This window comes from Streptomyces misionensis (assembly GCF_900104815.1).
Classification (GTDB): Bacteria; Actinomycetota; Actinomycetes; order Streptomycetales; family Streptomycetaceae; genus Streptomyces; species Streptomyces misionensis.
In genome coordinates, this window is sequence record NZ_FNTD01000004.1 from 3,979,989 (window position 1) to 4,005,996 (window position 26,008).

The window sequence follows — 26,008 nt, forward strand, 5'->3', positions numbered from 1 at the left end:
TGCTCTTTCTGCCAGGTCGTGAACTCGACGAAGAGTTCCCGAGACGAGGAGTTGGTCCCGCATGGCCGCCGAACTGACCGCCCCGGAGCTGATCGCGAAGCACCGGCCCACGCTCGACCAGGCCCTGGAAGCGATCCGCACGCGCGCCTACTGGTCCCCGCACCCCGAGCACCCCAAGGCGTACGGCGAACACGGCAGCCTGGACGCGGCGGCGGGCAAGGCCGCCTTCGACGCCCTGCTGGGCTCGCGCCTGGACCTCGGCCAGCCGGGCACCGACGACTGGGTCGGCGGCGAGGTCTCGCCGTACGGCATCGAGCTGGGCGTCAGCTACCCGCACGCGGACCTGGACGTCCTGCTGCCCGCGATGAAGGCGGGCCAGCGGGCCTGGCGGGACGCCGGCCCCGAGGTGCGGGCCGTGGTCTGCCTGGAGATCCTCAAGCGGATCAGCGACCGGACGCACGAGTTCGCGCACGCCGTCATGCACACCAGCGGGCAGGCCTTCATGATGGCGTTCCAGGCCGGCGGCCCGCACGCCCAGGACCGCGGCCTGGAGGCGGTGGCGTACGCGTACGCGGAGCAGGTCCGCACCCCGGGCACGGCGGAGTGGACCAAGCCGCAGGGCAAGCGCGACCCGCTGGTGCTCACCAAGGAGTTCGTCCCCGTCCCGCGCGGCATCGGCCTGGTCATCGGCTGCAACACCTTCCCGACCTGGAACGGCTTCCCGGGCCTGTTCGCCTCCCTGGCGACCGGCAACGCGGTCCTGGTCAAGCCGCACCCGCGCGCGGTGCTGCCGCTCGCGCTGACCGTGCGGATCGCCCGCGAGGCGCTCGCCGAGGCCGGCTTCGACGCCAACCTGGTGGCACTGGCCGCCGAGCGCCCCGGCGAGGGCATCGCCAAGACCCTCGCGACCCGCCCGGAGATCAGGATCATCGACTACACCGGGTCGACGTCCTTCGGCGACTGGCTGGAGACCAACGCCCGCCAGGCGCAGGTCTACACGGAGAAGGCCGGCGTCAACACGGTGGTCGTGCACTCCACGGACGACTACAAGGGGATGCTGTCCAACCTGGCGTTCTCGCTGTCCCTGTACAGCGGCCAGATGTGCACCACCCCGCAGAACCTGCTGATCCCGCGGGACGGCATCCACACCGACCAGGGCCCGAAGACCTTCGACGAGGTCACCGCCGACCTCGCCCGCGCGGTCGACGGCCTCCTCGGCGACGACGCGCGGGCCAACGGGCTGCTGGGCGCGATCGTCAACCCCGACGTCAAGGCCCGTCTGGAGGCCGCCGCCGGCCTCGGCGAGGTCGCCCTCGCGTCCCGGGAGATCACCAACCCGGAGTTCCCGGACGCGGTGGTGCGCACCCCGGTGATCGTCAAGCTGGACGGCGCCAAGCCCGACGCCGAGGCCGCCTACATGAGCGAGTGCTTCGGCCCCGTCTCCTTCGCCGTCGCGGTGGACTCGGCGGCCGACGCGGTGGAGCTGCTGCGGCGCACGGTGCGCGAGAAGGGCGCGATGACGGTCGGCGCGTACACCACCGACGCCGAGGTCGAGCGGGCCGTCCAGGAGGTGTGCCTGGAGGAGGCGGCCCAACTGTCCTTCAACCTCACCGGCGGGGTGTTCGTGAACCAGACCGCGGCCTTCTCCGACTTCCACGGCTCGGGCGGCAACCCGGCGGCGAACGCGGCCCTGTGCGACGGCGCCTTCGTGGCGAACCGCTTCCGGGTGGTCGAGGTGCGCCGGGACGTGCGGGCCTAGGTGTGCTGTCCCGGGACGTTGGTGACACGCGTGCTGGGTGCTTGAACAGGTGAGGGCCTTCTGGGTTCGGTGTGGATTGCGACATCTACCGCCGACCGCCAGGAGGCCCTCGTGTCCCACCGTAACGCCCCGCTGACGCCGACTGGGAGGCTGCGTCTGGCCCGGTGTGTCGTGGACGACGGCTGGCCGCTGCGCCGGGCCGCGGAACGCTTCCAGGTCAGCCACACCACAGCCGCACGCTGGGCCAGCCGCTACCGGCAGCTGGGCGAGGCGGGCATGCACGACCGCTCCAGCCGCCCGCACCATCAACCCCGCCGCACCCCGGCTGCCGTCGAGGCACAGGTTCTGCGGCTGCGGCGCGAGCACCGGATCGGCCCGCTGCGACTCGCCGCCCGCACCGGCATCGCCGCATCCACCGTCCACCGCATCCTCGTCCGCCACGGCCTGCCTGCCCTGGCCGCCTGCGACCGGGCCACCGGCGAACCCGTCCGCCGCTACGAACGCGCCCGGCCCGGCGAACTCATCCACATCGACGTCAAGAAGCTCGGCCGCATCCCAGAAGGCGGCGGGCACCGCACCCAGGGCCGTGCCGAAGGCCGACGCAACCGCACCGGAGTCGGCTACGCCTACCTGCACACCGCCCTGGACGACCACACCCGCCTCGCCTACACCGAAGACCTGCCCGACGAGACCGCCACCACCTGCGCCGGCTTCCTACGACGAGCAACTGCCTGGTTCGCCCGGCAAGGCGTCATCGTCGAGCGGGTCCTGACCGACAACGCCTGGGCCTACACCAAGAACACCTGGCGCCAGACTTGCCGCGACCTGGGCATCAGCCCCCGCTGGACCAGGCCCTGGCGGCCCCAGACCAATGGCAAGGTCGAACGCTTCCACCGCACCCTGCTCGACGAATGGGCCTACATCCGGCCCTACACCTCAGACACCGAACGACAAGCGGCGTTCCCCGACTGGCTGGACTGGTACAACTACCACCGACCCCACACCGGCATCGGCGGCCACCCACCAGCCAGCCGCGTCACCAACCTGTCCGAACAGCACACCTAGGGCCGGCGGCCCAGGGCGGCGGGCGCGCCCCCGGTGGCGCTCCAGTGGTACAGCGTCATCGCCACACTGGTGGCGAGGTTGTAGCTGGAGACCTGGGGGCGCATCGGCAGCCGCAGCAGGTGGTCTGCACGCGCGCGCAGCGATGCCGACAGCCCGCTGCGCTCCGACCCGAAGGCGAGCACGGCGTCGTCGGGCAGCTCGGTGCCGCGGATGTCCTCGCCCTCCGGGTCCAGCGCGAACAGCGGCCCGGGCGGCAGTTCGCCGACGTCCAGGCGCTCCACGGCGGTCGCGAAGTGCAGACCCGCGCCGCCGCGCACCACTGTGGGGTGCCAGGGGTCGAGGGTGCCGGTGGTGACCACCCCGGTCGCCCCGAACCCGGCGGCCAGCCGGATCACGGCGCCCGCGTTGCCCAGGTTGCGGGGGTTGTCGAGGACCACCACGGGGCTGGTGCGGGGCATCCGGGCGAGCGTGCGCAGATGGGCCTCGCGGGAGGGGCGTACGGCGAGCGCGGCGACCCCCGTCGGATGCGGCCGCGGGACGAGCGCCGCGTACGTCCGCTCGGGTACCTCGGTGAGCAGCCCGCCCATGATCTCCCGCACGTCCTCGGCCAGTTCCCCGGCCAGGTCGAGCGCGGCCCGCCGGTCGGTGGTGACCGCCACCGGCACCTCGGCCCCGAAGCGCAGCGCGTGTTTCAGGGCGTGGAAGCCGTCGAGCAGCACGGCGGACGCGGCGTGCTCGCGCCAGCGGATGAGCGGGTCGGTCATGCCGTGAACCCTACGTGGCCCGGTGTGCTCTCCTCCGGGGAGCGTGGCCCGGGCACCGGGCCGCCGCCCTCGCGTACGAAGCGCCCGCGCGCGCGGGCCGCGAGACGGCCGAGCCGCAGCAGGAAGGAGGTCGGCAGGAAGACCGCGTCCGCCGTGATCATCGCCAGCGAGAAGAACGGTAGTCCGAGGGCGACGGCGATCACCGCGTGCTCCAGGATCAGCAGCACCAGCAGCACGTTCTTCACCCGCCGGTCGAGCAGGGTGAACGGGAAGGCGACCTGCACCGTGACGGTGCCGTAGGCCACGATCGTCAGCATGGTGGCACTGGCCGACAGCAGACCGGCGAGGCCGGGCCAGGGTGTGAAGTAGTCCAGGTGGAGCGGGTAGTAGACGGCGGTGCCGTCCTGCCAGCGCGAGCCCTGGATCTTGTACCAGCCGGCCGTGGCGTAGATCAGACAGGCCTCGGCCATGATCACCACGAGGGCGCCGTTGTGCAGGACGTTGGCGATCACGTCCAGCAGGATGCGCGGCTCGGCCGACCGTGCCCGGCGCTGGACCAGCCACCACAGTCCGAGCACCGCCCACACCGCCCACAGCAGGGCGGGGATCAGCCAGCTGTTGCCGAAGAGCCTGCCGGTCGCGGTGGCCGTGACCAGCGCGAGCCCCAGCACCGCCCACAGCGCCGGGCCCGTCCGGTCGGCGGGGGCGCGCTCCCCCCGCGCGTGTGCCGCCGCGGTGCGCGCCGTTCGCCGCGCGTCGAGGGACCACACCTGACCGCAGCGCGTGAACACGAGGTAGATGGACATCAGGTGCAGCACGTTGTCGCCGCCGTCACCGATGAAGATGCTGCGGTTCTGCAGCGAGACGACGCCCACCATGAACAGCACGGACGCCGTACGGGTGCGCCAGCCGAGCAGCAGCGCGGCGGCGGCCAGGATCGCGAGCGCGTAGCAGAACTCGAACCACGGCTGCCCGCTCGACCACGTCAGGGCGGTGAAGGCGTGGTTGTCCCCGGTCAGCCGCTTGACCATGGCCAGGTTCCAGGGTCCGCTGGGGCCGTACAGCTCCTGGCGGTACGGGAACTCGCGCAGCAGGTAGAGCAGCCAGGTGAGGGCGAAGCCGATCCGGATGACGGCACTCTGGTAGGGCCCGAGGGCCGCCTCGGTGACACGGGTGAGCGCGCGCGACAGCGTCGCGGGGACCTGGTTCACCGCACACCCCCGGCGGCCTCGTCGGCGCGCACCGTCCACCAGGGCAGCTCGCGGTAGTAGGGCTTGTCGGGCACCCGTTCGTCGCTCCACGAGGGGGGCTGCACATTGGTGGTGCGGGAGCGGACCTGCACCCGCTGGATGACGCCGTCCCGGCTGGTCGGATCGGTGCGGTACAGGCGCAGCACCACTATCCGGCGCAGGTAGTCCTCGGAGAGGGAGCCGCGCATGCCGACGGGACGGTTGTCGTCGGTGTGCGTCGCGGTGAGGAAGTCCCAGGCCCTGCGCAGTTCGTTCTGCTGGGCGTGGCTGGGCGCCAGATTGCCGTGTATGGCGGCGCCGTCCTGCGCGGACAGGTCGGTCCAGCCGGTGGTGATCAGGCTGCCGTCCTTCGTCCGCACCTCGGCGCGCACCTGCACGGCGATGTTCTGCTGCAACGGGTTGGGCGCGAACAGCTTCCAGTTCTGCTCGAACTCCGGGAACACCCATGCCTCGACGGCCTTGCCGTGCTGCTTCGACACCGCGTTGGGCGGCGCGACGCTGAGGAACACCATCAGCAGGTGCACACCGACCCCGACGGCGACAGCGGCGACGGCGAGCGCGGCGGCGGCTTGGTAGCGGGGGGAGAGGGCGAGGATTCCCTGGCGGGCGGGCTGGGGGTGGGGCTGGGACGTTTCTGGGCGGGCTGGTTCGGGGCGGGCCGGTTCGGAACCGGTTGCTCCCGGGCGGGCCGTTTCCGGGCGGGTTGTCTCCAGGTGGGGCGGCGCCGGGCGGGCCGTCTCCGGGGCCGACGGCTCCGGCCGCGACGGCTTCCGGCCCATCGGCCTCAGGCGCGACGGCCCCCGGTCCTTACGTCCCCGGTCCTTCGGTTCCTGATCCGTCGGTTCCCGATCCGTCGGCTTGAAGCCCAGCAGCTCCAGACCGGACGGTTCCCGGCTCGCCGGTTCGGGGCCGGTCCGCTCCGGATCCGCCGGCTCCCCGTCCGCCGGCTGGCGACCCGGCCGTGCGCGGCCCACCGCCTCCCTGCCCGGCTCCCGCTCGGCGAAGCCGCCGTCGTGCGCGGGCGCGGCGAAACCCTCGTCGCGCTCGCCGTCCGGCAGACGTTCCGGGGCGTGCTCCGGGGGACGCGCCCCGGTCGACCCGTCCGGGCCGGGCGCGGCCCCCGAGTCCTCGTCGTACGCGTCCATCCGCCCCGTCCCCTGTTCCGGCTCGGTCGTGGGCCGGCCCGCCGGGCCGGCCCATGGGTCTGCTCGTCGCTACGGCCGCCCGTCACCGGCGCCGCACGGTCCACGAGCGCCACAACCGCGGCACTCGCACGGAACGGTACTCAGCCCCGCCCCTGTCGGCACAGTCCGGGCGCGGGGGCCCTCCCGTCCCCCCACGCTTCGTCCACAGGCCCCGCTCGTCCACGGGCTACGCGCGGAGTTTTCCACAGCGGTTGACACTGTCCGGCGGCCCGGCACACCATTGACGCACACGGACCGAACGATCGGTCGGGAGTATCCCACCACAGAGACCGAGGTCAGGGGGACCGCATGGCCACAGCAGCCGCGCAGCGCACGGCCCGCCCGCAGGCGGACGGTGCCACCGCCGGGGACCCGGCGGAATACCAGCGCGCCTTCGACGCGGCCGTGGCCGCCGACGAGCGCATCGAACCGCGCGACTGGATGCCCGACGCCTACCGCGCGACGCTGGTCCGCCAGATCGCCCAGCACGCGCACTCCGAGATCATCGGCATGCAGCCGGAGGCCAACTGGATCACCCGTGCGCCCTCCCTGCGCCGCAAGGCGATCCTGATGGCCAAGGTGCAGGACGAGGCGGGCCACGGCCTGTACCTGTACAGCGCCGCCGAGACCCTGGGCACCGGCCGGGACGAACTGCTCGACAAGCTGCACAGCGGCCGCCAGAAGTACTCCTCGATCTTCAACTACCCCACGCTGACCTGGGCCGACGTCGGCGCGATCGGCTGGCTGGTGGACGGCGCCGCGATCACCAACCAGGTGCCTCTGTGCCGCTGCTCCTACGGCCCCTACGCACGCGCCATGGTGCGGATCTGCAAGGAGGAGTCCTTCCACCAGCGCCAGGGCTACGAGCTGCTGCTGGCCCTGAGCAAGGGCACCCCGGAGCAGCACGCGATGGCCCAGGACGCGGTGGACCGCTGGTGGTGGCCCTCGCTGATGATGTTCGGCCCGCCCGACGACGAGTCGCAGCACTCCGCCCAGTCGATGGCCTGGAAGATCAAGCGCCATTCGAACGACGAGCTGCGCCAGCGCTTCGTCGACATCTGCGTCCCCCAGGCCGAGTCCCTGGGCCTCACCCTCCCCGACCCGGACCTGACGTGGAACGAGGAGCGGGGTCACTACGACTTCGGCGCGATCGACTGGTCGGAGTTCCGGGACGTCCTCAAGGGCAACGGCCCGTGCAACGAACAGCGCCTCACCCAGCGCCGGCGCGCCCACGACGAGGGCGCGTGGGTACGGGAGGCGGCCGCGGCCTACGCGGCCAAGCACACCGGCGGCACCGAACCCGCCGGTCACGACACGACGGGAGCGGAGCGAGCATGAGCACCACCGACTGGCCCCTGTGGGAGGTATTCGTGCGCTCGCGGCGCGGCCTCTCCCACACCCACGCCGGCAGCCTGCACGCCCCCGACGCCGAGCTGGCCCTGCGCAACGCCCGCGATCTGTACACCCGGCGCGGCGAGGGCGTCTCCATCTGGGTCGTCCCGGCCGCCGCGATCACCGCCTCCTCGCCGGACGAGAAGGACCCCTTCTTCGAGCCGGCCGCCGACAAGCCCTACCGGCACCCGACCTTCTACGAGATCCCGGAAGGGGTGAAGCACCTGTGACCGCCACCGGACCGGCCACCGTCCCGGTGACCGCCGCGCTCGCCCTCGGCGACGACGCCCTGGTGCTCTCCCACCGCCTCGGGGAATGGGCCGGGCACGCCCCCGTCCTGGAGGAGGAGGTCGCCCTCGCGAACATCGCCCTCGACCTGCTCGGCCAGGCCCGGGTGCTGCTGTCCCTGGCCGGCGACGAGGACGAACTGGCGTACCTGCGCGAGGAACGCGCCTTCCGCAACCTCCAGCTGGTCGAGCAGCCGAACGGCGACTTCGCCCACACCATCGCCCGCCAGCTGTACTTCTCCACCTACCAGCACCTGCTGCACGCCGAACTCGCCGCGAGCGACGGCCCGTTCGCGCCGCTCGCCGCGAAGGCGGTCAAGGAGGTCGCCTACCACCGCGACCACGCCGAGCAGTGGACCCTGCGTCTGGGAGACGGCACCGAGACCAGCCATGAGCGGATGCGGCGCGCCTGCGCCGCGCTGTGGCGGTTCACCGGGGAGATGTTCCAGCCCGTGTTGGGCCTGGACGTCGACTGGGCGGCCCTGGAGTCCCGTTGGCTGGAGTCCGTCACCGAGGTGCTCGGCCGGGCCACCCTGAGTCTCCCCGAGGGGCCCCGCACCGGGGCCTGGTCGGCGGGCGCGGGCCGGCAGGGCATCCACACCGAGTCGTTCGGGCGGATGCTCGCCGAGATGCAGCATCTGCACCGCAGTCACCCGGGGGCGTCATGGTGACCGCCACCGCCCTGGAGGCGGAGCTGCTGGAGCTGGCCGGCTCGGTCCCCGACCCCGAGCTTCCGGTGCTCACGCTCCACGAGCTGGGCGTGGTGCGCGCGGTGCGTCTGCGCGACGCCGACACCGCCGAGGTCGAGCTGACCCCCACGTACACCGGCTGCCCGGCGATCGAGGCGATGAGCCTCGACATCGAGCGGGTCCTGCGGGAACACGGCATGCGCGAGGTCACCGTCCGCACCGTGCTCACCCCGGCCTGGTCGACCGACGACATCAGCCCGGAAGGCCGCCGCAAACTGCGGGAGTTCGGGATAGCGCCCCCGCGGGTGCGCGAGTCCTCCGGGCCCGTGCCGCTGTCCCTCGGTCCGACGCGCACCCACGCCACCGAGACCGAACCGGTCCGCTGCCCGCACTGCGGCTCGGCCGACACCGAACTGCTGAGCAGGTTCTCCTCGACCGCGTGCAAGGCGCTGCGCCGCTGCCTGTCCTGCCGCGAACCGTTCGACCACTTCAAGGAGTTGTGATGGCGCGCTTCCACCCGCTCCAGGTGGCCGCGGTCGACCGGCTCACCGACGACTCCGTCGCCCTCACCCTCGCCGTCCCGCCCGAGCTGCGCGCGGAGTACCGCCACGCCCCCGGCCAGCACCTCGCGCTGCGGCGCCGGGTGGACGGCACGGAAGTGCGGCGCACCTACTCGATCTGCTCACCCGCTCCCGCCCCGGACGCCGAGGGCCCCGGCAGTCTGCGGGTCGGGGTGCGGCTGGTGGAGGGCGGCGCCTTCTCCACCTACGCGCTGAAGGAGATCAACGTCGGGGACGAACTGGAGGTGATGACCCCGGCCGGCCGCTTCACCCTGGACCCGGCGCCGGGGCTGTACGCGGCGATCGTCGGCGGCAGCGGCATCACCCCGGTGCTGTCCATCGTCTCCACCCTGCTGGCGCGGGAGCCCGGGGCCCGGTTCTGTCTGATACGCGGTGACCGCACGGCCGCCTCGACGATGTTCCTGGAGGAGGTCGCCGACCTGAAGGACCGCTATCCGGAGCGGCTTCAGCTGGTGACCGTGCTTTCCCGCGAGGAACAGCAGGCGGGTCTGCCCTCCGGCCGGCTCGACGAGGGACGCCTCACCGAACTCCTGCCGCGGCTCGTGCCGTTGGAGGAGGTGGCGGGCTGGTTCCTGTGCGGGCCGTACGGGCTGGTGCAGGGCGCCGAGCGGGCGCTGCGCGGGCTGGGCGTGGACCGCGCCCGGATACACGAGGAGATCTTCCACGTGGACTCCGGTCCGGCCGCGGCGGGCACCGCACCGGCGGCCGCGCACAGCACGGTCACCGCGCGGCTCGACGGCCGCGGCGGCACCTGGCCCGTGCGGGAGGGCGAGTCCCTGCTGGAGACGGTGCTGCGCAACCGCCCCGACGCGCCCTACGCCTGCAAGGGCGGGGTCTGCGGCACCTGCCGTGCCTTCCTGGTGGCGGGCGAGGTCCGGATGGACCGCAACTTCGCCCTGGAGCAGGAGGAGACGGACGCCGGATACGTGCTGGCCTGCCAGTCCCATCCGCTGACCGAACAGGTGGAGCTGGACTTCGACCGCTGAGGAGTGACACGAGGGGGAACCGCCGAGGCACCCCCTGCACCGCCACCACGCCTGGGCCAAGCGCCTGGAGCCGGCGCTCGGCCCGGCGGCGGTGTACGAGGAGACGCCCGGGGACCTGCCGGCGGCACATCCGCTCGGCTGACCCCGCGGGTGTACTACAGCACGTGGCCCGGGCGGCCGTCGTCGGTGATCACCGGGCGGCCCGCGGCGGCCCAGGACTGCATACCGCCGTCGATGTTCACCGCGTCGATGCCCTGCTGCACCAGATACATGGTGACCTGGGCGGACCGGCCACCGGAGCGGCAGATCACATGCACGCGGCCGTCCTGCGGGACGGCCTCGGTCAGCTCGCCGTAACGGGCCACGAACTCGCTCGTCGGGATGTGCAGCGCTCCCTCGGCGTGACCCGCCTGCCACTCGTCGTTCTCGCGGACGTCCAGCAGGAAGTCGCCGTCCTTGAGGTCCGTGACCCCGGCCGTGGGCACACCAGCTCCGAAATTCATGTCTCCGACGCTACCCGAAGGCGGACCCGGTTCAGTCCTGTCGGCCCCGGTTCAGCCCTGCTCCCGCAGGGCCGCCAGCTCGGCCTCCCGCTGGGCGATGTCGGCGCGCAGCTTGCCGGCGATCTCCTCCAGCAGCGCGTCGGGATCGTCCGGGGCGAGGCGGAGCATTCCGGCGATGGCGCCGTCCTCCAGTTCGCGGGCGACCAGGGTGAGCAGTTCCTTGCGCTGGGAGAGCCATTCGAGGCGGGCGTACAGCTCCTCGGCGGGGCTCGGGAGCCGCTCGGGCGGCACCGGGCCGGCCGCCCATTCCTCGGCCAGTTCCCTCAGCAGCTTCTCGTCGCCCCGGGCGTAGGCGGCGTTCACGCGGGTCAGGAACTCCTCGCGTCGCTTGCGTTCGTCCTCCTCCTGCGCCAGGTCGGGGTGGGCCTTGCGGGCCAGCTCGCGGTAGAGCTTGCGGGCCTCCTCGCCGGGCCGTACCCGCTCCGGGGGGCGTACCGCCTGGTCGGTGAGCATGGCGGCGGCTTCCGGGTAGAGGCCGTGGCCGTCCATCCAGCCGCCCAGCAGTTCCTCGACGCCGGGGATCGGCAGCACGCGGGCGCGGGCCTCCTCGGCACGGCGCACGTCCTCCGGATCACCGGTGCGCGCGGCCTTCGCCTCGGCGATCTCGGCGTCCAGTTCCTCGATACGCAGATAGAGCGGGCCGAGCCGCTGTTCGTGCAGCCGGGAGAAGTTCTCGACCTCGACGCGGAAGGTCTCCACGGCGATCTCGTACTCGATCAACGCCTGCTCGGCGGCGCGGACGGCCCGTTCGAGCCGCTCCTCGGGACGGGGTTCGGCGGGCTGGTCAGCTTCCGGGGTGGTCACCCGCCCAGCGTAGCGCCGCGCCCCGCCCGGGCCGGTTCGGCTGGTCGCCGCGGCGGGCGGGCGGGTGCCGGGGCGGGCTCGTCGCGGCCGGTCGCGCGGTTCCTCCCGGCTCCGGGACCAGCCCTGTCAGACTCCCGATTCCGCGGGGATGCGGCCCGCTCGTATCGCGGTGGTCAGGGCGGCGTGGTCGGACTCGGTGAGGTCGGCGTAGGCGACGGCGAAGGTGGCGATGGCCTCGTCCAGTTCGTCGTTCTTGCCGCAGTAGCCGGCGATCAGGCGGGGGTCGGCGCCGTGGGAGTGGGCGCGGGCCAGGAGGGCGCCGGTCATGCGGGCGTAGTCGTCCAGCTGGTCGGCGGCGAGTGCGGCGGGGTCGACGCTGCCCTTGCGGTTGCGGAACTGGCGTACCTGGAAGGGCCGTCCGTCGACCGTGGTCCAGCCGAGCAGGATGTCGCTGACGACCTGCATCCGCTGCTGCCCGAGGACGACCCGGCGGCCCTCGTGCTCCACCGGCGGGGCCTCGAATCCGGCGGCGGCCAGATGCGGGACCAGCGCGGAGGGGCGGGCCTCCTTCACCTGGAGCACCAGGGGATGCTCGCGGTGGTCGAGGAGCAGGACGACGTAGGACCGGGTGCCGACGCTGCCGGTGCCGACCACCCGGAAGGCCACGTCGTGCACCGCGTGCCGGGCGAGCAGCGGGTGCCGGTCCTCAGGCAGCGTCGTCAGGTACTCCGCCAGGGAGGTGGTGACCGCGGCGGCCTCGTGGTCCGGTATGCGGCGCAGCACCGGAGAGGCGTCGACGAAGCGGCGCCCGCCGTCCTCGTGCGGCTCGGTCGACTTCGCCGCGAACCGGCCGCTGGTGTTGGCCCGCGCCTTCTCCGAGACCCGTTCCAGGGTGCCGAGCAGATCGTGGGCGTCGGCGTGGGAGACCAGGTCCTCGTCCGCGATGGCGTTCCACGCGTCCAGCACCGGCAGCTTCGCCAGCAGCCGCATGGTGTGGCGGTAGGCGCCGACCGCGTCCCGCGCCGCGGCGCGGCAGGTGTCCTCGTCGGCGCCGGTCTCGCGGCCGGCCAGCACGAGCGAGGCCGCGAGCCGCTTCAGATCCCATTCCCAGGGGCCGTAGACGGTCTCGTCGAAGTCGTTGAGGTCGATGACGAGACCGCCGCGGGCGTCGCCGTACAGACCGAAGTTGGCGGCGTGCGCGTCACCGCATATCTGGGTGCCGATCCGGGTCATGGGGGTGCGTGCCAGGTCGTGCGCCATGAGCCCGGCCGAGCCCCGCAGGAAGGCGAAGGGGGTGGCCGCCATCCGGCCCACCCGGATCGCGGTCAGCTCCGGTATCCGGCCGGTGTTGGACTCCTCGACGGCACGCACCGCGTCGGGGCGGGTGGCGTCCAGTTCGAGGAACCGATGGGCGCTGCGCGGCACGCTCGACCGCAGCGCCTTGCCCTCTTTCCTGGGCGAGCCCTGCCGCGGCCACTGGGCGAACCCCCGCACCGCCGGCAGCCTGTGCCCACCACGCGTCCTCCGCCCCGGCTCATCCGCACCGCTCCCGGCCACGGCGACCGCCTCCCCCGTACGCATCGAGACGAACATCAACTCGGGGAGACCGTACAGCCGGTGACGGGATCCGCGTCAGCGCCTGTGGACAACTCGGCGGTTGTGGACAACCGGGCTGTTGTGGACGACCCGACGGCATGGAGATGTCCACCGCCCGGGGCGGCCCGGTCCCGGGCAACCCGGCCGGGCGGCAGTCGAGTTCAGCGCCCCCTCGCGCCCTCCGCGGCTCCCTCCCCTGTCTCCCCGCCCAGGTTCTCCGCCAGCCGGAACAGCGCGGGCAGGGCGTTCCCGATGGCCGTGCGGGAGTCGTCGTCGAGCGCGGCGAGGGCGGCGTCGATGCGGCGTTCGTGGGCGGTGGTCCAGGCCGCGAGCTTCTCGCGGCCGGCGTCGGTGAGGGTGACCACCGAGGCGCGGCGGTCGGCGGAATCGACGTCGCGCGCGACCAGCCCGGCGGTGATCATCTGGCCGATCAGACCGCTGACGGTGCTCGGCGCCAGGCGCCGCCGGGCGGCCAGGTCGCTGATCCGGGCGGGAGAGTGCTCGCCCAGCACCTGGAGCAGTTCGACCTGCGCCATGGGAAGGGTCTCCCACGGGTAGTCGGTGCGGATCGAGGAGCGCAGCGCGCGGCGCAGCCGGGTGACGGCCTCGGTGAGCAGACGGGCCTCGGGCGCACGGGCGGCGGGGCCGGGCGCGGAGACGTCGGGGCGTGGCTGCGCGGACATGCGGAAAGCCTAGCCGGGCCCCACCGGGAAACGGCCCGGCCGCCGGACCGGAAACCCGTCCCCGGTCCCCGCGCCACCGGCCCCCGAATCCAGCCTTCGTTCCCGGACCCCGGCCCAGCCACCAGCCCGCGAACACGGTCCCGTCCCCGGCACCACCGGCCCGCGAATGCGGCCCCCACCCCCAGCACCACCGGCCCGCGAACACGACTCCATCCCTGGGCCCGGCCCAGCCCCAGCCCGAATCCGGCCCTCTGTCCGCGAACGTGACCCCCGCCCCGGGCCCCAGCCCGGCCACAACCCCGTGAATCCGACCCCGTCCCCGGCCCCCGGACCCCCGCCCCCGAATCTGCCCGTCCCCACACCCCGGCCCGTGAACCCACCCCCGTCACCAGGCTCCGGTCCGCTCTCTCACGAGCCTGTCCTCTCCCTCGGGCTCTCCCCCTTGGGACCGGCCCAGGCCGCTCCCACCGCGACCAGTGAGGCGCCCACCAGCACCACCGCGGACCAGCGCAGCCCGGCCCGGAGGGCGGTGTCGGCGCCGGTCCCCGCCAGTTGCAGGGCCAGCGTCACCAGGGCGACGCCGAGCGCGGTGCCGAGCCCCCGGGTCATGTTGACCAGCCCCCCGCCCGTGCCGGAGGACCGCGCCGGTATCACGCCCATGATCAGGGCGTTGTTGGCCGGGGTGAACAGTCCGAGCCCCAGCCCGGTCACCGCCAGCAGCGGCACCAGCGGGCCGACGGACGGCGGGACGACCAGCAGTCCGGCCATCGCCAGGGTGAACACACCGGCACCAGCCAGACAGCGGGTCCGGTCGGCGAGGCCGCACGGCAGCAGCCGGTCGCCGCCGGTCGCGGCCAGCGCGAACCCGGCCGGCAGGGCGGTGAGCACCAGTCCGGCGGTCAGCTCGGACACGCCCCGCGCGGTGAGCACGACCGGTACCAGCACCAGCGGTCCGAACAACACCAGATAGCCGCTCAGCGCGCCCACCAGCCCGTACGTCACGGCCCGTACCCGCAGCAGGGCCAGGTCCAGCAGCGGCGCGGCCGCCCGTCGCTGGCGCCGGACGAAGGCCAGACCGGCGCAGACCGCCAGCGCGAACAGCGCGGCCACGCCCCAGCCGGGCACCGGCAGCCCGGAGGCCGCGGAGACGCCCATCAGGGCACTGGTGGTCGCGGTCGCCAGCAGCAGGAGCCCCGGCCAGTCGAAGTGGGCGACCCGGGTCCTGGCCCGGGTGCGGGGCAGCAGATAGTGCCCGCCGACCAGGGCGATCACGCCGACGGGCACATTCACCCAGAACACCCAGCGCCAGCCCAGCGTCGCCACCAGGGCCCCGCCGACGGTCGGCCCCAGCGCCAGCCCGAGGGCCTGCGCGGCGGCCTGCACCCCGAGGGCGCTGCGCATCCGCTCGCGCGGCGCGCTGGTGGTGACCAGGGCCACACTGTTGGCCTGCATCATGGCCGCCCCGGCCGCCTGGACCACGCGGAACACCACGAGTGCGGTCAGCGAGGGGGCGAAACCGCAGGCGGCGGAGGCCAGCGTGAAGACGGCGAAACCGTAGAGGTAGAGGAGCTTGCGGCCGTGGGCGTCGGCCAGCCGCCCGGCGGGCACCAGCAACGCCACCAGGGCCAGCAGATAGGCCAGCGAGACCCACTCCACGGCGGCCAGCGAGGCGTGGAAGCCCGAGCGCAGACCGCCGTAGGTGAGCGTCACGATGCTGGCGTCCAGCTGTCCCATGAAGGCGCCGAAGCACACCGTGGCCACGGCCAGCCACCAGCCGTTCGGTCGTGCCCGTATCGACTCGGGGCGCGGCCGCTCCACGGTGAGCAGGGCGAGCCCGCGCCGTCCGGACGCACGCGGTCGGGTGTCGGTGGCCATGCCTCCAGATTACATCGGTCACCGAAATACTTGGCCAGCGTTCTATTCGACCCCCGCGTCCGCGCCGCACCCGCCCCCACGCCCCGCGCCGCACCCACCCTCAGTCCGGCGCCGCATTCGGCCCCGGCCCCGCACCCGCCCCTTACGCCAGCCCGGCCCGCACATGCGGCAGACCTGCCCGAGGCGCCCCGGCTTCGCTTGCCGCGCCAACTCGGTTCCGGACTACCCGGTGTTGCCCTCGCCCGGAGCGAGCGTGCCGACAGGACGACCCCCAACCAACCTCGTCCCGGCGAGTGTTGTCCGTGGAGACCGGTCGCGACTCCAAGGAGGCACATGAGGCCGCCGGCTCCTTGAGAGCTTCCTCACACACACGCGCCCACACCGCGCCTCACCGTGAGATCACTTGGGGAACGCCGGGAGATGGCTGCCGGGGAAAGAGAAATGGGCGGCATCGCCATTGCGATGCCGCCCATTCTCACTGTGCGCGAGGGGGGAGTTGAACCCCCACGCCCTTGCGGGCACTGGAACCTGAATCCAGCGCGTCTGCCTATTCCGCCACCCGCGCATTGGGTGTGTCTTCCGGTTCCTTCCCTTTCGGGCTGGCCCCTTCCGACATGCAGAACATTAGCACGTCGTACGGGGTGGGTTCACATCCCTTCTTCCCGGCCCGGATCGGCCGGGCTTCTCAACCCGGAACAGCCGGGGTCCGCGACGCCGCCCGCGCCGCCGGCCACCACCCGCGCCCTGGCGGCCGGGTGGCCGTCGCCCCGACCGGCACCCCACCCATCGCCCCACCACGTCGTCCCCGATCGCCACCCCCTTCCACCCCAACCCTCCGCCCCACCGCTCCGCACCACGGCCCCACATCAACCTCCGCCGCCCCGACGCCCCCGCGCTCCCCGATCCCCCGATCCCCCGATCCCTCGGTCCCCCGACCATCCCCGGTCGCCCCCGACCACTCGCCCCCTCCGCCACCCCCACCGCGACGGACCCCACCGCGGCAACCCCACCCCAACCGTCCCCACCCCGGTCGCCCCACCGTGACCGTCCCCACACCCGTGACCATCCGCACAGCGCCGCGCCTCTCCAGCGCGTATGAAGGAGGGCCGGTTCACGTGGTGGTTCTCGTATCAAGGAGACCTGGTTCACGTATCAACCTCGTACCGGTCCCGGCCATCTCCCCAGGAGGCGGGCCGGGAGCGAGGCCGGGTGCGGGACACTGGTGCTCGGCCGCCTCTACGATCCATGCCGGGAAGGGTTCCCGCGCGCTGGTCCGGGGAGGAGTTCGAAGCGGACCGGCTGGGGGAACCGGCTGTTTGCCGGGGGCGTGGATACGATCAGTAAGCAGTACCGGAAGCAGTACCCGCAGCAGTACCGGCGGTACCCGGCAAGGCAGCGCACACAGCAGTACACAGAGCAGGGCAAGGAAACGGCAAAGGACGGAGGAGGTGCCCCATGGGAGTCCTGAAGAAGTTCGAGCAGCGTCTCGAAGGTCTGGTGAACGGCACCTTCGCCAAGGTCTTCAAGTCCGAGGTCCAGCCTGTGGAGATCGCCGGCGCGCTGCAGCGCGAGTGCGACAACAACGCCACGATCTGGAACCGCGACCGCACCGTCGTACCGAACGACTTCATCGTGGAGCTCAGCGCGCCCGACTACGAGCGCCTCAGCCCCTACTCCGGCCAGCTCGGCGACGAGCTGGCCGGCATGGTGCGTGACTACGCGAAGCAGCAGCGCTACACCTTCATGGGCCCGATCAAGGTCAACCTGGAGAAGGCCGACGACCTGGACACCGGGCTGTACCGGGTGCGCTCGCGCACCCTCGCCTCCTCCAGCGACCAGCAGGCCGCGGCGCCCGGACCGGCCCAGGCGGCGCCGAGCCCCGCGGCACCGGCCGCCGGAGGTCCCGGTCAGGGCGGGTACGGCTACCCGCCCGCCGGCGCTCCCCCGATGCCCTCCGCCCCGCCGCCCGGCGCCCGCCCCGGCGGCTACGGCTACCCGCAGCCCGCCACCCAGCGTCCCGCGGCCGCCCCGATGAGCGGCGGGCGCACCCGCTACTGGATCGAGATCAACGGCACCCGCCACCAGATCTCCCGGCCGACCCTGGTGCTGGGCCGCAGCACCGAGGCCGACGTGCGGATCGACGACCCCGGCGTCTCCCGCCGGCACTGCGAGATCCGGACCGGAACGCCCTCGACGATCCAGGATCTCGGCTCCACCAACGGCATCGTGGTGGACGGGCAGCACACCACCCGCGCTACGCTCCGCGACGGCTCGCGGATCGTCGTGGGCAGCACCACCGTTATCTATAGGCAAGCCGAAGGGTGAAGCGGGGGCAATGTCAGAGCTGACCCTCACGGTCATGCGGCTGGGTTTCCTGGCCGTACTGTGGCTGTTCGTGATCGTGGCCGTGCAGGTCATCCGCAGCGACCTGTTCGGTACGCGCGTCACCCAGCGCGGATCGCGTAGGGACACCGGGCGGGCCCAGCCCGCGGCCGGCCGGGCGGCCCGGCAGCAGCAGGCCGCTCCCCCGCAGCAGCGCGGCCAGCAGAGCGGCGGCGGCCGGCGCGGGCGCAACGCCCCCAGCAAGCTGGTCGTGACCGAAGGCACGCTGACCGGCACCACCGTCGCGCTTCAGGGCCAGACGATCACCCTGGGCCGTGCGCACGACTCCACGATCGTGCTGGACGACGACTACGCCTCCAGCCGTCATGCCAGGATCTATCCGGACCAGGGCGGCCAGTGGATCGTCGAGGACCTCGGGTCGACCAACGGCACCTACCTGGAGCGGTCCCGGCTGACGACCCCCACACCGATCCCGCTGGGCGCGCCGATCCGCATCGGCAAGACCGTCATCGAGCTGCGGAAGTAGTGCTACATCATGAGTGAGCGCGAGCGGAGCGAGCACGCAGCGGCGGACCGCCGTCCGGTCCCCGGTGCGCTCCCGACCGGAGGGTGGGCAGTGTGGCTCGACACGACCGGCTGCATTCGGAGCCGACGGGCGAGGTGCGCATGAGTCTGTCACTGCGCTTTGCCGCCGGTTCGCACAAGGGCATGATCCGCGAGGGCAACGAGGACTCCGGTTACGCCGGCACCCGCCTGCTCGCGATCGCCGACGGCATGGGCGGCCAGGCGGCCGGCGAGGTCGCCTCCTCCGAGGTCATCTCCAGCCTGGTCACCCTCGACGACGACGTGCCCGGCTCCGACATCCTCACCTCCCTCGGCGTGGCCGTGCAGCGCGCCAACGACCAGCTGCGCTCCATGGTCGAGGAGGACCCCCAGCTGGAAGGCATGGGGACCACGCTCACCGCCCTGCTGTGGACCGGGCAGCGGCTCGGTCTGGTGCACGTCGGCGACTCGCGCGCCTACCTGCTGCGGGACGGGGTGCTCACGCAGATCACCCAGGACCACACCTGGGTGCAGCGGCTCGTGGACGAGGGCCGGATCACCGAGGAGGAGGCGACGACGCATCCGCAGCGCTCCCTGCTGATGCGCGCCCTCGGCAGCGGCGACCACGTCGAGCCCGACCTGTCCATCCGCGAGGTCCGCGCCGGCGACCGCTATCTGATCTGCTCCGACGGCCTGTCCGGTGTCGTCTCCCACCAGACGATGGAGGAGACCCTCGCCAGCTACCAGGGCCCGCAGGAGACGGTGCAGGAGCTGATCCAGCTCGCGCTGCGCGGCGGCGGCCCGGACAACATCACCGTGATCGTGGCCGACGTCCTCGACCTGGACACCGGCGACACCCTCGCGGGCCAGCTGTCCGACCAGCCGGTCGTGGTCGGCGCGGTCGCCGAGAACCAGCTCCACCTGCACGACAACGGCATCATGCAGACCCCGGCCGGGCGCGCCTCCCACCTCGGCAGGCAGGGCCACGGCAGCGGCGAGTTCGGCCCGCCCGGCTCCGGCGACAGCGCCGGCTACGCCCCGTCGGGCAGCTTCGACGAGTACGCCGACGGCGACTTCACCAAGCCCCGCAAGGGCCGCAGATGGCTGAAGGCGTCGCTCTACAGCGCCCTGGCCCTCGCGGTCGTCGGCGGCGGACTGTACGGCGGCTACCGCTGGACGCAGACGCAGTACTACGTCGGCGCCAACGAGGAGCACGTCGCGCTGTACCGCGGGATCAGCCAGGACCTGGCCTGGGTGTCGCTGTCGAAGATCGAGAAGGACCACCCGGAGATCGAACTCAAGTACCTGCCGTCGTACCAGCAGAAGCAGGTGAAGGCGACGATCGCCGAGGGCGGCCTCAAGGACGCCCAGTCGAAGATCCAGGAGCTGTCCGTGCAGGCCTCCGCCTGCAAGAAGGAGTCCGAGCGGCAGGATGCCGAGCGCACCCAGCCGGGCAAGCCGCACACGGGCAAGACCACCGGCGGCGCCGGGACCGGTACGGGCACCGTGAGCCGTGCCGCCTTCACCCGGACGACCGCGACCACGAACCCGAAGGCGACCGCGACCTCCCCGGCAGCCCCGGGATCCTCGAAGTCTTCGACCACGACCCCGTCCGCGACCCCCAGCCCCGGCCCCACCCTCTCGGAGGATGAGCAGAAGGTCGTCTCGCTGTGCGGTAAGCAGTAGGCAAGCCGTGAGAGGCCCTGTCACACGATGAGCAGTACGACTAACTCGCCGACGCACCACACGTCCACCATCGGCGCGATCGGCGCGCCGAGCCGCCGCAACACCGAGCTGGCCCTGCTGATCTTCGCGGTGCTCATCCCGGTGTTCGCCTACGCCAACGTGGGCCTGGCCATCGACGACCAAGTGCCCGCCGGGCTGCTGAGCTACGGCCTGGGCCTCGGCCTGCTGGCCGGCGTGGCCCATCTCGTCGTACGGAAGTTCGCGCCGTACGCCGACCCGCTGCTGCTGCCGCTGGCCACCCTGCTCAACGGGCTCGGTCTGGTCTGCATCTGGCGGCTCGACCAGTCCAAGGCGCTCCAGCAGATCCATGTCGCGGGCGGCAAGGCGACCAACCAGCTCATGTACACGGCGATGGGCATCGCCCTGTTCGTGGCGGTGCTGTACTTCCTCAAGGACCACCGCACGCTCCAGCGCTACACCTACATCTCCATGGTGTGCGCGCTGCTCCTGCTGCTGCTGCCGCTGGTCCCGGGCCTGGGCACCAACGTCTTCGGCGCCAAGATCTGGATCCACATCGGCAGCTTCAGCATCCAGCCGGGCGAGTTCGCCAAGATCGTGCTGGCGATCTTCTTCGCCGGCTACCTGATGGTGAAGCGGGACGCGCTGGCCCTCGCCAGCCGCCGTTTCATGGGCCTCTACCTGCCCCGCGGCCGCGACCTCGGCCCGATCCTCGTGGTCTGGGCGATGTCCATCCTGATCCTGGTCTTCGAGACCGACCTCGGTACGTCGCTGCTGTTCTTCGGCATGTTCGTGATCATGCTGTACGTCGCCACCGAGCGGACCAGCTGGATCGTCTTCGGTCTGCTGATGTCCGCGGCCGGCGCTGTCGGCGTGGCGAGCTTCGAGCCGCACATCCAGACCCGTGTGCAGGCCTGGCTGAACCCGATGCACGAGTACAAGCTCAGCCGGATGGTGACCCACGACGGCATCGCCCACTCCGACCAGCTCCAGCAGGCGCTGTGGGCCTTCGGTTCCGGCGGCACCCTCGGCACCGGCTGGGGCCAGGGCCACTCCGAACTGATCAAGTTCGCCGCCAACTCCGACTTCATCCTCGCCACCTTCGGCGAGGAGCTGGGCCTGGCGGGCGTCATGGCGATCCTGCTGATCTACGGGCTGATCGCGGAACGCGGTGTGCGCACCGCCCTCGCCGCCCGCGACCCGTTCGGCAAGCTGCTGGCCATCGGCCTGTCCGGCGCCTTCGCGCTCCAGGTGTTCGTCGTGGCCGGCGGTGTGATGGGCCTCATCCCGCTGACCGGTATGACCATGCCGTTCCTCGCGTACGGCGGTTCGTCCGTGATCGCCAACTGGGCGCTCATCGGCATCCTGATCCGCATCAGCGACACCGCCCGCCGCCCGGCGCCCGCCCCCGCTGCCAACCCCGACGCCGAGATGACCCAGGTGGTCCGCCCGTCATGAACAAGCCCCTGCGCCGGATCGCGATCTTCTGCGGTCTGCTCGTCCTGGCCCTGCTCGTCCGCGACAACTACCTCCAGTACGTCAAGGCGGACAGCCTGCGCACCGACCCGCTCAACCGCCGGGTCGCCATCGAGCGGTACGCCGCGCCGCGCGGCGACATCATCGTGGACGGCAACCCGATCACCGGCTCGACCGAGGTCAAGCACGGCGACTTCAAGTACAAGCGCACCTACAAGGACGGGCCCATGTGGGCCCCGGTGACCGGCTACTCCTCCCAGGCCTTCGGCGGCACCCAGCTGGAGAACCTGGACGACGACATCCTCACCGGCAACGACGACCGGCTCTTCTTCCGCAACACCCTGGACATGATCACGGGCAAGCCGAAGCAGGGCGGCAACGTCGTCACCACCCTCAACGGCGCCGCGCAGAAGGCCGCGTACGACGGTCTCAAGAAGCAGGGCGGCAAGGGCGCGGTCGTCGCGCTGGAGCCGTCCACCGGCAAGATCCTGGCGCTGGCCTCCTTCCCGTCGTACGACCCCTCGTCCTTCGCGGGCAACACCGACGCGGACGCCGCGGCCAGGAACAAGCTGCTGAAGGAGAACAACCCGGCCGACCCGACGCTCAACCGGGCGCTGCGCGAGACCTACCCGCCGGGCTCGACCTTCAAGGTGGTCACCGCGGCGGCGGCGCTGGAGAACGGCAAGTACACCTCCGCGGACCAGCCGACCGACTCCCCGCTGCCCTGGATCATGCCGGGCACCACGCGGCCGCTGCCCAACGAGGGCAACATCCCCTGCAAGAACGCCACCATGCGGGTCGCGCTCCAGTACTCCTGCAACACCGTCTTCGGCAAGATCGGCGCCGACCTCGGCAACGACAAGATGCTGGAGGAGGCGAAGAAGTTCGGCTTCGACGCGGAGCAGTTCACCCCGGTGCGCTCCAACGCCTCGGTGTTCTCCAAGGACATGAACACCTCGCAGACCGCGCTGTCCTCCATCGGCCAGTACAACACCGCCGCGACCCCGCTCCAGATGGCGATGGTCGCCTCGGCGGTCGCCAACGACGGCAAGCTGATGAAGCCGTACATGGTGGACGAGCTGGAGGCCTCCAACCTCGACCCGGTGGAGAAGACCAAGCCGCAGGAGATGAGCCGGCCGTTGTCGCCGCAGAACGCGCAGATCCTCCAGTCGATGATGGAGACCGTGGTCGACAAGGGCACCGGTACCACTGCCAAGATCCCCGGCGTCACCGTCGGCGGCAAGACCGGTACCGCCCAGCACGGTGTGGCCAACAGCGCCAACCCGTACGCGTGGTTCATCTCCTACGCCAAGCTCCCCGACGGCAGCTCGCCGGTCGCCGTGGCGGTGGTCGTCGAGGACGAGCAGGCCAACCGTGACGACATCTCCGGTGGCGGCCTGGCCGCGCCGATCGCGAAGAACGTGATGGAGGCGGTCATCAACTCCAAGAAGTGACCCCCATCACAGCGCCTTCACATCGACGCACGTTGCGATACCGGTCCGATATCGGGTTCCGGACTTGGCCAGGTCATACAAAGGGAGCCGGGTACCGTAGGCCCGGACGGCAGCCTCGGCGCACAGCGATGTGTCGGCCGAGACCGACGGAGAGGGCTGGTAGGTAGCTATGGAAGAGCCGCGTCGCCTCGGCGGCCGGTACGAGCTGGGCCAGGTGCTCGGCCGTGGTGGCATGGCGGAGGTCTACCTCGCGCATGACACCAGGCTCGGCCGCACCGTGGCGGTGAAGACGCTGCGCGCCGACCTCGCGCGCGACCCGTCCTTCCAGGCCCGGTTCCGCCGGGAGGCCCAGTCGGCCGCCTCGCTCAACCATCCTGCGATCGTCGCGGTCTACGACACGGGCGAGGACTACATCGACGGGGTCTCCATCCCGTACATCGTGATGGAGTACGTCGACGGTTCCACCCTGCGCGAGCTGCTGCACTCGGGGCGCAAGCTGCTGCCCGAGCGCGCCATGGAGATGACCATCGGCATCCTCCAGGGCCTGGAGTACGCGCACCGCAGCGGCATCGTCCACCGCGACATCAAGCCGGCCAACGTGATGCTGACCCGGGGCGGTCAGGTCAAGGTGATGGACTTCGGCATCGCCCGCGCGATGGGCGACGCCGGCATGACGATGACGCAGACCGCGGCGGTCATCGGCACGGCCCAGTACCTCTCGCCCGAGCAGGCCAAGGGCGAGCAGGTGGACGCCCGTTCCGACCTCTACTCCACGGGCTGCCTCCTCTACGAGCTGCTGACCGTCCGCCCGCCCTTCGTCGGCGACTCCCCGGTGGCCGTGGCCTACCAGCACGTCCGCGAGGAGCCCCAGCCGCCCTCGGTCTTCGATCCCGAGATCACCCCCGAGATGGACGCGATCGTCCTCAAGGCGCTGGTCAAGGACCCCGACTACCGCTACCAGTCGGCCGACGAGATGCGCGCCGACATCGAGGCGTGCCTGGACGGCCAGCCGGTCGGCGCCACGGCCGCGATGGGCGCGGTCGGCTACGCCGGATACGGCGACGACCAGGCGACGGCGGCGCTGCGCCCGGAAGCGCAGGCGGCGGCCACCACCATGCTCCCGCCGATGGGCCCGGACGACGGCGGCTTCGGCTACGACGACCGTCCCGACCGGCGCCGCCAGCAGCCGAAGAAGAAGAACACCTCCACGATCCTGCTGATCGTCGCCGGTGTGCTGGTGCTGATCGGCGCCATCCTGATCGGCAAGTACGCGTTCAGCGGGCACGGCGGGGACGGCAAGCTCGCCGCGCCCAACCTCGTCGGCGAGACCGAGAAGCAGGCCGCCGACACCGCCGCCAACGTCGATCTGAAGGTCGACGTCACCGACCGCAAGCCCTGCGAGAGCCAGCCCAAGGGCCTCGTGTGCTCGCAGGACCCGGCCAAGGGCACCCAGGTGGACAAGAACACCACCATCCACCTGGTGATCTCCACGGGCGCCCCCAAGGTGACCGTGCCCGACGTCCGCGGCATCCAGTTCGACCAGGCGGAGACCCAGCTCAAGGACAAGGGCTTCAACGTCGAACGCAAGGACGAGGTGTCCACCCAGACACCGGGCGTCGTCACCGCTCAGGACCCCGAGGGCGGCAGCAGCAAGCAGAAGGGCACCACGATCACCCTCACCGTCGCCAAGGCGGAGGAGAAGGTGACCATCCCGAGCGACGTCGTCGGCAAGTCCTGTGACGAGGCCAAGGCCGAGCTCCAGGGCATGGGCCTGGTGCCGAGCTGCAACGACCAGCCCACCGACAACCCGGACGACAACGGCAAGGTCCTGTCGACCAACCCGCCGGCCGGGCAGCAGGTCTCCAAGAACACGCCCGTCGCGATCAACGTCGGCAAGGCCCAGCAGCCCAGCCAGGTCCAGGTCCCGGGCATCGTGGGCAAGAAGCTCGGGCAGGTCAAGCAGATGCTCCAGCAGGCGGGTCTGCAGCTCGGCAACGTCCAGAACGGCGGCGACGACAACGCGATGGTCGTCAGCTCCAACCCGCCGCCGGGCACCCAGGTGAACCAGGGCCAGGCCATCGACGTGGTCACCATCGGCGGCGGCCCGGGCAACAACGGCAACGGCAACGACAACGGCGCCAACTTCTTCGGCGGCCTGCACGGCTGATCGCCGCGCGCGCGTGAACGAGCGGGCCCCCGCCGGAATCGTCCGGCGGGGGCCCGCTCGTTTCCCGGTTGTTCAGCGCAGTTCCGCGGGCGGGGTGCGCTTGCCGTCGACCTTCTGCACCCGGACCAGTTCGCCCCAGACGACGTAGCGGTAACGCGAGGTGTAGACGGGCGTGCAGGTGGTCAGCGTGATGTAGTGGCCGGGCTTCTTCCTGCCGGACTCCTCGGGAACCGGGTCGACCACGCCGATGTCGTACTTCGAGGTCTCCGGAAGGATCGCGAAGACCTTGTAGACGTACCAGTCGTCCCGGGTCTCGAAGACGATCGGGTCGCCCTTCTCCAGCTTGTCGATGTTGTGGAACTTGGCGCCGTGGCCGTCGCGGTGGGCGGCGAGGGCGAAGTTGCCCTCCTTGCCGGTCGTCGGGAGCGTGGCCTTGACCGGGTCGGTGTAGTAACCGGCCACACCGCCGTTGAGGACGTCGGTGCCGGTGCCCTTCTCGACCAGGACCGTGCCGTTCTTCATCGCGGGCACGTGCAGGAAGCCGATGCCGTCCTTGGTGTCCAGCGCGCCCGGTCCCGAGTCCTTCTGCTGCGCCCAGTGCTGGCGCACCTTGTCGGCCTGCCGGTCGGCCTTGCGGTCCGCCAGCACGTTCGTCCACCACAGCGAGTAGACGACGAACAGGCCGAGCAACACGCCCAGGGTGATGAGCAGTTCACCGAAGACGCTGACGGCCTGCGCGATCCTGCCCGGGCGCCGGCGCCGCTCGGCGGGCTCCGGTCCGGGCGCGGCAGTGGTTTCGTCGGTCGCTTCGTTCTCGTCGGCGGTCGCTGCCACAGTGTCCTA

Annotated in this window: 22 protein-coding genes and 1 tRNA gene; 13 read left to right on the top strand and 10 right to left on the bottom strand. The window is 71.8% G+C overall.

From position 1 onward, the window contains the following. The first annotated feature begins 61 nt into the window (after positions 1 to 61). The gene (gene paaN, locus BLW85_RS19645; RefSeq protein ID WP_070024404.1) at positions 62 to 1,759 is read left to right on the top strand and encodes a phenylacetic acid degradation protein PaaN; all 1,698 of its coding nucleotides are present in this window, start codon (positions 62 to 64) and stop codon (positions 1,757 to 1,759) included. A gap of 111 nt (positions 1,760 to 1,870) precedes the next feature. After that, a complete protein-coding gene (locus BLW85_RS19650) occupies positions 1,871 to 2,824 on the top strand; it encodes an IS481 family transposase (protein ID WP_107409137.1) in 954 nt (317 codons plus the stop codon). On the opposite strand, the gene BLW85_RS19655 is transcribed toward BLW85_RS19650, so the two are convergent. Genes BLW85_RS19655 through BLW85_RS19665 form a run of 3 tightly spaced genes read right to left on the bottom strand, consistent with a single transcriptional unit; the run spans position 2,821 to position 5,983 of the window. Then, positions 2,821 to 3,588 carry a TrmH family RNA methyltransferase gene (locus BLW85_RS19655; RefSeq protein WP_074992738.1) on the bottom strand — a complete coding sequence of 256 codons (768 nt, stop codon included), beginning with the start codon at positions 3,586 to 3,588 and terminating at the stop codon, positions 2,821 to 2,823. The genes BLW85_RS19650 and BLW85_RS19655 overlap by 4 nt on opposite strands. Then, entirely contained in the window at positions 3,585 to 4,799 is a 1,215-nt protein-coding gene (locus BLW85_RS19660; protein ID WP_074992739.1) for an HTTM domain-containing protein, read from the bottom strand. The genes BLW85_RS19655 and BLW85_RS19660 overlap by 4 nt, the downstream gene beginning before the upstream one ends. Then, on the bottom strand, positions 4,796 to 5,983 hold the full coding sequence (locus BLW85_RS19665) for a DUF5819 family protein (RefSeq protein ID WP_425275338.1): 1,188 nt from the start codon (positions 5,981 to 5,983) through the stop codon (positions 4,796 to 4,798). The genes BLW85_RS19660 and BLW85_RS19665 overlap by 4 nt, the downstream gene beginning before the upstream one ends. Before the next feature lie 348 nt (positions 5,984 to 6,331). On the opposite strand from BLW85_RS19665, the gene paaA reads away from it, so the two are divergent. From paaA to paaE, 5 genes are read left to right on the top strand one after another with little or no spacing between them, the layout of a single operon-like run. After that, positions 6,332 to 7,360, top strand: coding sequence for a 1,2-phenylacetyl-CoA epoxidase subunit PaaA (gene paaA / locus BLW85_RS19670; RefSeq protein WP_070024407.1), 1,029 nt, complete (start codon positions 6,332 to 6,334; stop codon positions 7,358 to 7,360). Then, positions 7,357 to 7,644: a 1,2-phenylacetyl-CoA epoxidase subunit PaaB gene (gene paaB, locus BLW85_RS19675; RefSeq protein ID WP_014673816.1), complete on the top strand. Its 288-nt coding sequence runs from the start codon at positions 7,357 to 7,359 to the stop codon at positions 7,642 to 7,644. Before paaA ends, paaB begins: the two co-directional genes overlap by 4 nt. Next, positions 7,641 to 8,372 carry a 1,2-phenylacetyl-CoA epoxidase subunit PaaC gene (gene paaC / locus BLW85_RS19680; RefSeq protein ID WP_074992740.1) on the top strand — a complete coding sequence of 244 codons (732 nt, stop codon included), beginning with the start codon at positions 7,641 to 7,643 and terminating at the stop codon, positions 8,370 to 8,372. The genes paaB and paaC overlap by 4 nt, the downstream gene beginning before the upstream one ends. Next, positions 8,366 to 8,893: a 1,2-phenylacetyl-CoA epoxidase subunit PaaD gene (gene paaD / locus BLW85_RS19685; protein WP_070024408.1), complete on the top strand. Its 528-nt coding sequence runs from the start codon at positions 8,366 to 8,368 to the stop codon at positions 8,891 to 8,893. The genes paaC and paaD overlap by 7 nt, the downstream gene beginning before the upstream one ends. Next, positions 8,893 to 9,957: a 1,2-phenylacetyl-CoA epoxidase subunit PaaE gene (paaE, locus tag BLW85_RS19690; protein WP_070024409.1), complete on the top strand. Its 1,065-nt coding sequence runs from the start codon at positions 8,893 to 8,895 to the stop codon at positions 9,955 to 9,957. Before paaD ends, paaE begins: the two co-directional genes overlap by 1 nt. Positions 9,958 to 10,112: 155 nt before the next feature. Here the strand turns inward: paaE and BLW85_RS19695 are convergent, their stop codons facing one another. The 6 genes from BLW85_RS19695 to BLW85_RS19720 all read right to left on the bottom strand — a co-directional run bounded on the left by BLW85_RS19695 (position 10,113) and on the right by BLW85_RS19720 (position 16,043). After that, on the bottom strand, positions 10,113 to 10,442 hold the full coding sequence (locus BLW85_RS19695; protein ID WP_070024410.1) for a rhodanese-like domain-containing protein: 330 nt from the start codon (positions 10,440 to 10,442) through the stop codon (positions 10,113 to 10,115). Positions 10,443 to 10,511: 69 nt separating this feature from the next. Then, a complete protein-coding gene (locus BLW85_RS19700; RefSeq protein ID WP_070024411.1) occupies positions 10,512 to 11,324 on the bottom strand; it encodes a hypothetical protein in 813 nt (270 codons plus the stop codon). 126 nt (positions 11,325 to 11,450) lie between these two features. Then, the gene (locus BLW85_RS19705; protein ID WP_425275339.1) at positions 11,451 to 12,905 is read right to left on the bottom strand and encodes a DUF2252 domain-containing protein; all 1,455 of its coding nucleotides are present in this window, start codon (positions 12,903 to 12,905) and stop codon (positions 11,451 to 11,453) included. A gap of 176 nt (positions 12,906 to 13,081) precedes the next feature. Then, positions 13,082 to 13,603 (bottom strand): MarR family winged helix-turn-helix transcriptional regulator, encoded by a 522-nt coding sequence (locus BLW85_RS19710; RefSeq protein ID WP_074992741.1) that lies wholly within the window; start codon positions 13,601 to 13,603, stop codon positions 13,082 to 13,084. 408 nt (positions 13,604 to 14,011) lie between these two features. After that, complete coding sequence (locus tag BLW85_RS19715; RefSeq protein ID WP_208624868.1) at positions 14,012 to 15,478, bottom strand: MFS transporter; 1,467 nt, start codon at positions 15,476 to 15,478, stop codon at positions 14,012 to 14,014. Positions 15,479 to 15,959: 481 nt separating this feature from the next. Beyond that, positions 15,960 to 16,043: transfer RNA gene (locus BLW85_RS19720), tRNA-Leu, on the bottom strand. An 890-nt stretch (positions 16,044 to 16,933) separates the two neighbouring features. Here BLW85_RS19720 and BLW85_RS19725 point away from each other — a divergent pair. From BLW85_RS19725 to pknB, 6 genes are all read left to right on the top strand, one after another. Next, a complete protein-coding gene (locus BLW85_RS19725; RefSeq protein ID WP_074992742.1) occupies positions 16,934 to 17,803 on the top strand; it encodes an FhaA domain-containing protein in 870 nt (289 codons plus the stop codon). A 10-nt stretch (positions 17,804 to 17,813) separates the two neighbouring features. Continuing rightward, positions 17,814 to 18,347, top strand: coding sequence for an FHA domain-containing protein FhaB/FipA (locus BLW85_RS19730; protein WP_070028930.1), 534 nt, complete (start codon positions 17,814 to 17,816; stop codon positions 18,345 to 18,347). A gap of 140 nt (positions 18,348 to 18,487) precedes the next feature. Continuing rightward, positions 18,488 to 20,050, top strand: a complete 1,563-nt coding sequence (locus BLW85_RS19735; RefSeq protein ID WP_208624869.1) for a Stp1/IreP family PP2C-type Ser/Thr phosphatase — start codon at positions 18,488 to 18,490, stop codon at positions 20,048 to 20,050. 27 nt (positions 20,051 to 20,077) lie between these two features. Further along, positions 20,078 to 21,526 carry an FtsW/RodA/SpoVE family cell cycle protein gene (locus tag BLW85_RS19740; protein ID WP_074992744.1) on the top strand — a complete coding sequence of 483 codons (1,449 nt, stop codon included), beginning with the start codon at positions 20,078 to 20,080 and terminating at the stop codon, positions 21,524 to 21,526. Continuing rightward, positions 21,523 to 22,998: a peptidoglycan D,D-transpeptidase FtsI family protein gene (locus BLW85_RS19745; protein WP_074992745.1), complete on the top strand. Its 1,476-nt coding sequence runs from the start codon at positions 21,523 to 21,525 to the stop codon at positions 22,996 to 22,998. Before BLW85_RS19740 ends, BLW85_RS19745 begins: the two co-directional genes overlap by 4 nt. 169 nt (positions 22,999 to 23,167) lie before the next feature. After that, a complete protein-coding gene (gene pknB / locus BLW85_RS19755) occupies positions 23,168 to 25,165 on the top strand; it encodes a Stk1 family PASTA domain-containing Ser/Thr kinase (RefSeq protein WP_070028923.1) in 1,998 nt (665 codons plus the stop codon). A gap of 72 nt (positions 25,166 to 25,237) precedes the next feature. Here the strand turns inward: pknB and BLW85_RS19760 are convergent, their stop codons facing one another. Next, positions 25,238 to 25,999: a class E sortase gene (locus tag BLW85_RS19760; protein WP_070028921.1), complete on the bottom strand. Its 762-nt coding sequence runs from the start codon at positions 25,997 to 25,999 to the stop codon at positions 25,238 to 25,240. Positions 26,000 to 26,008 lie beyond the last annotated feature (9 nt).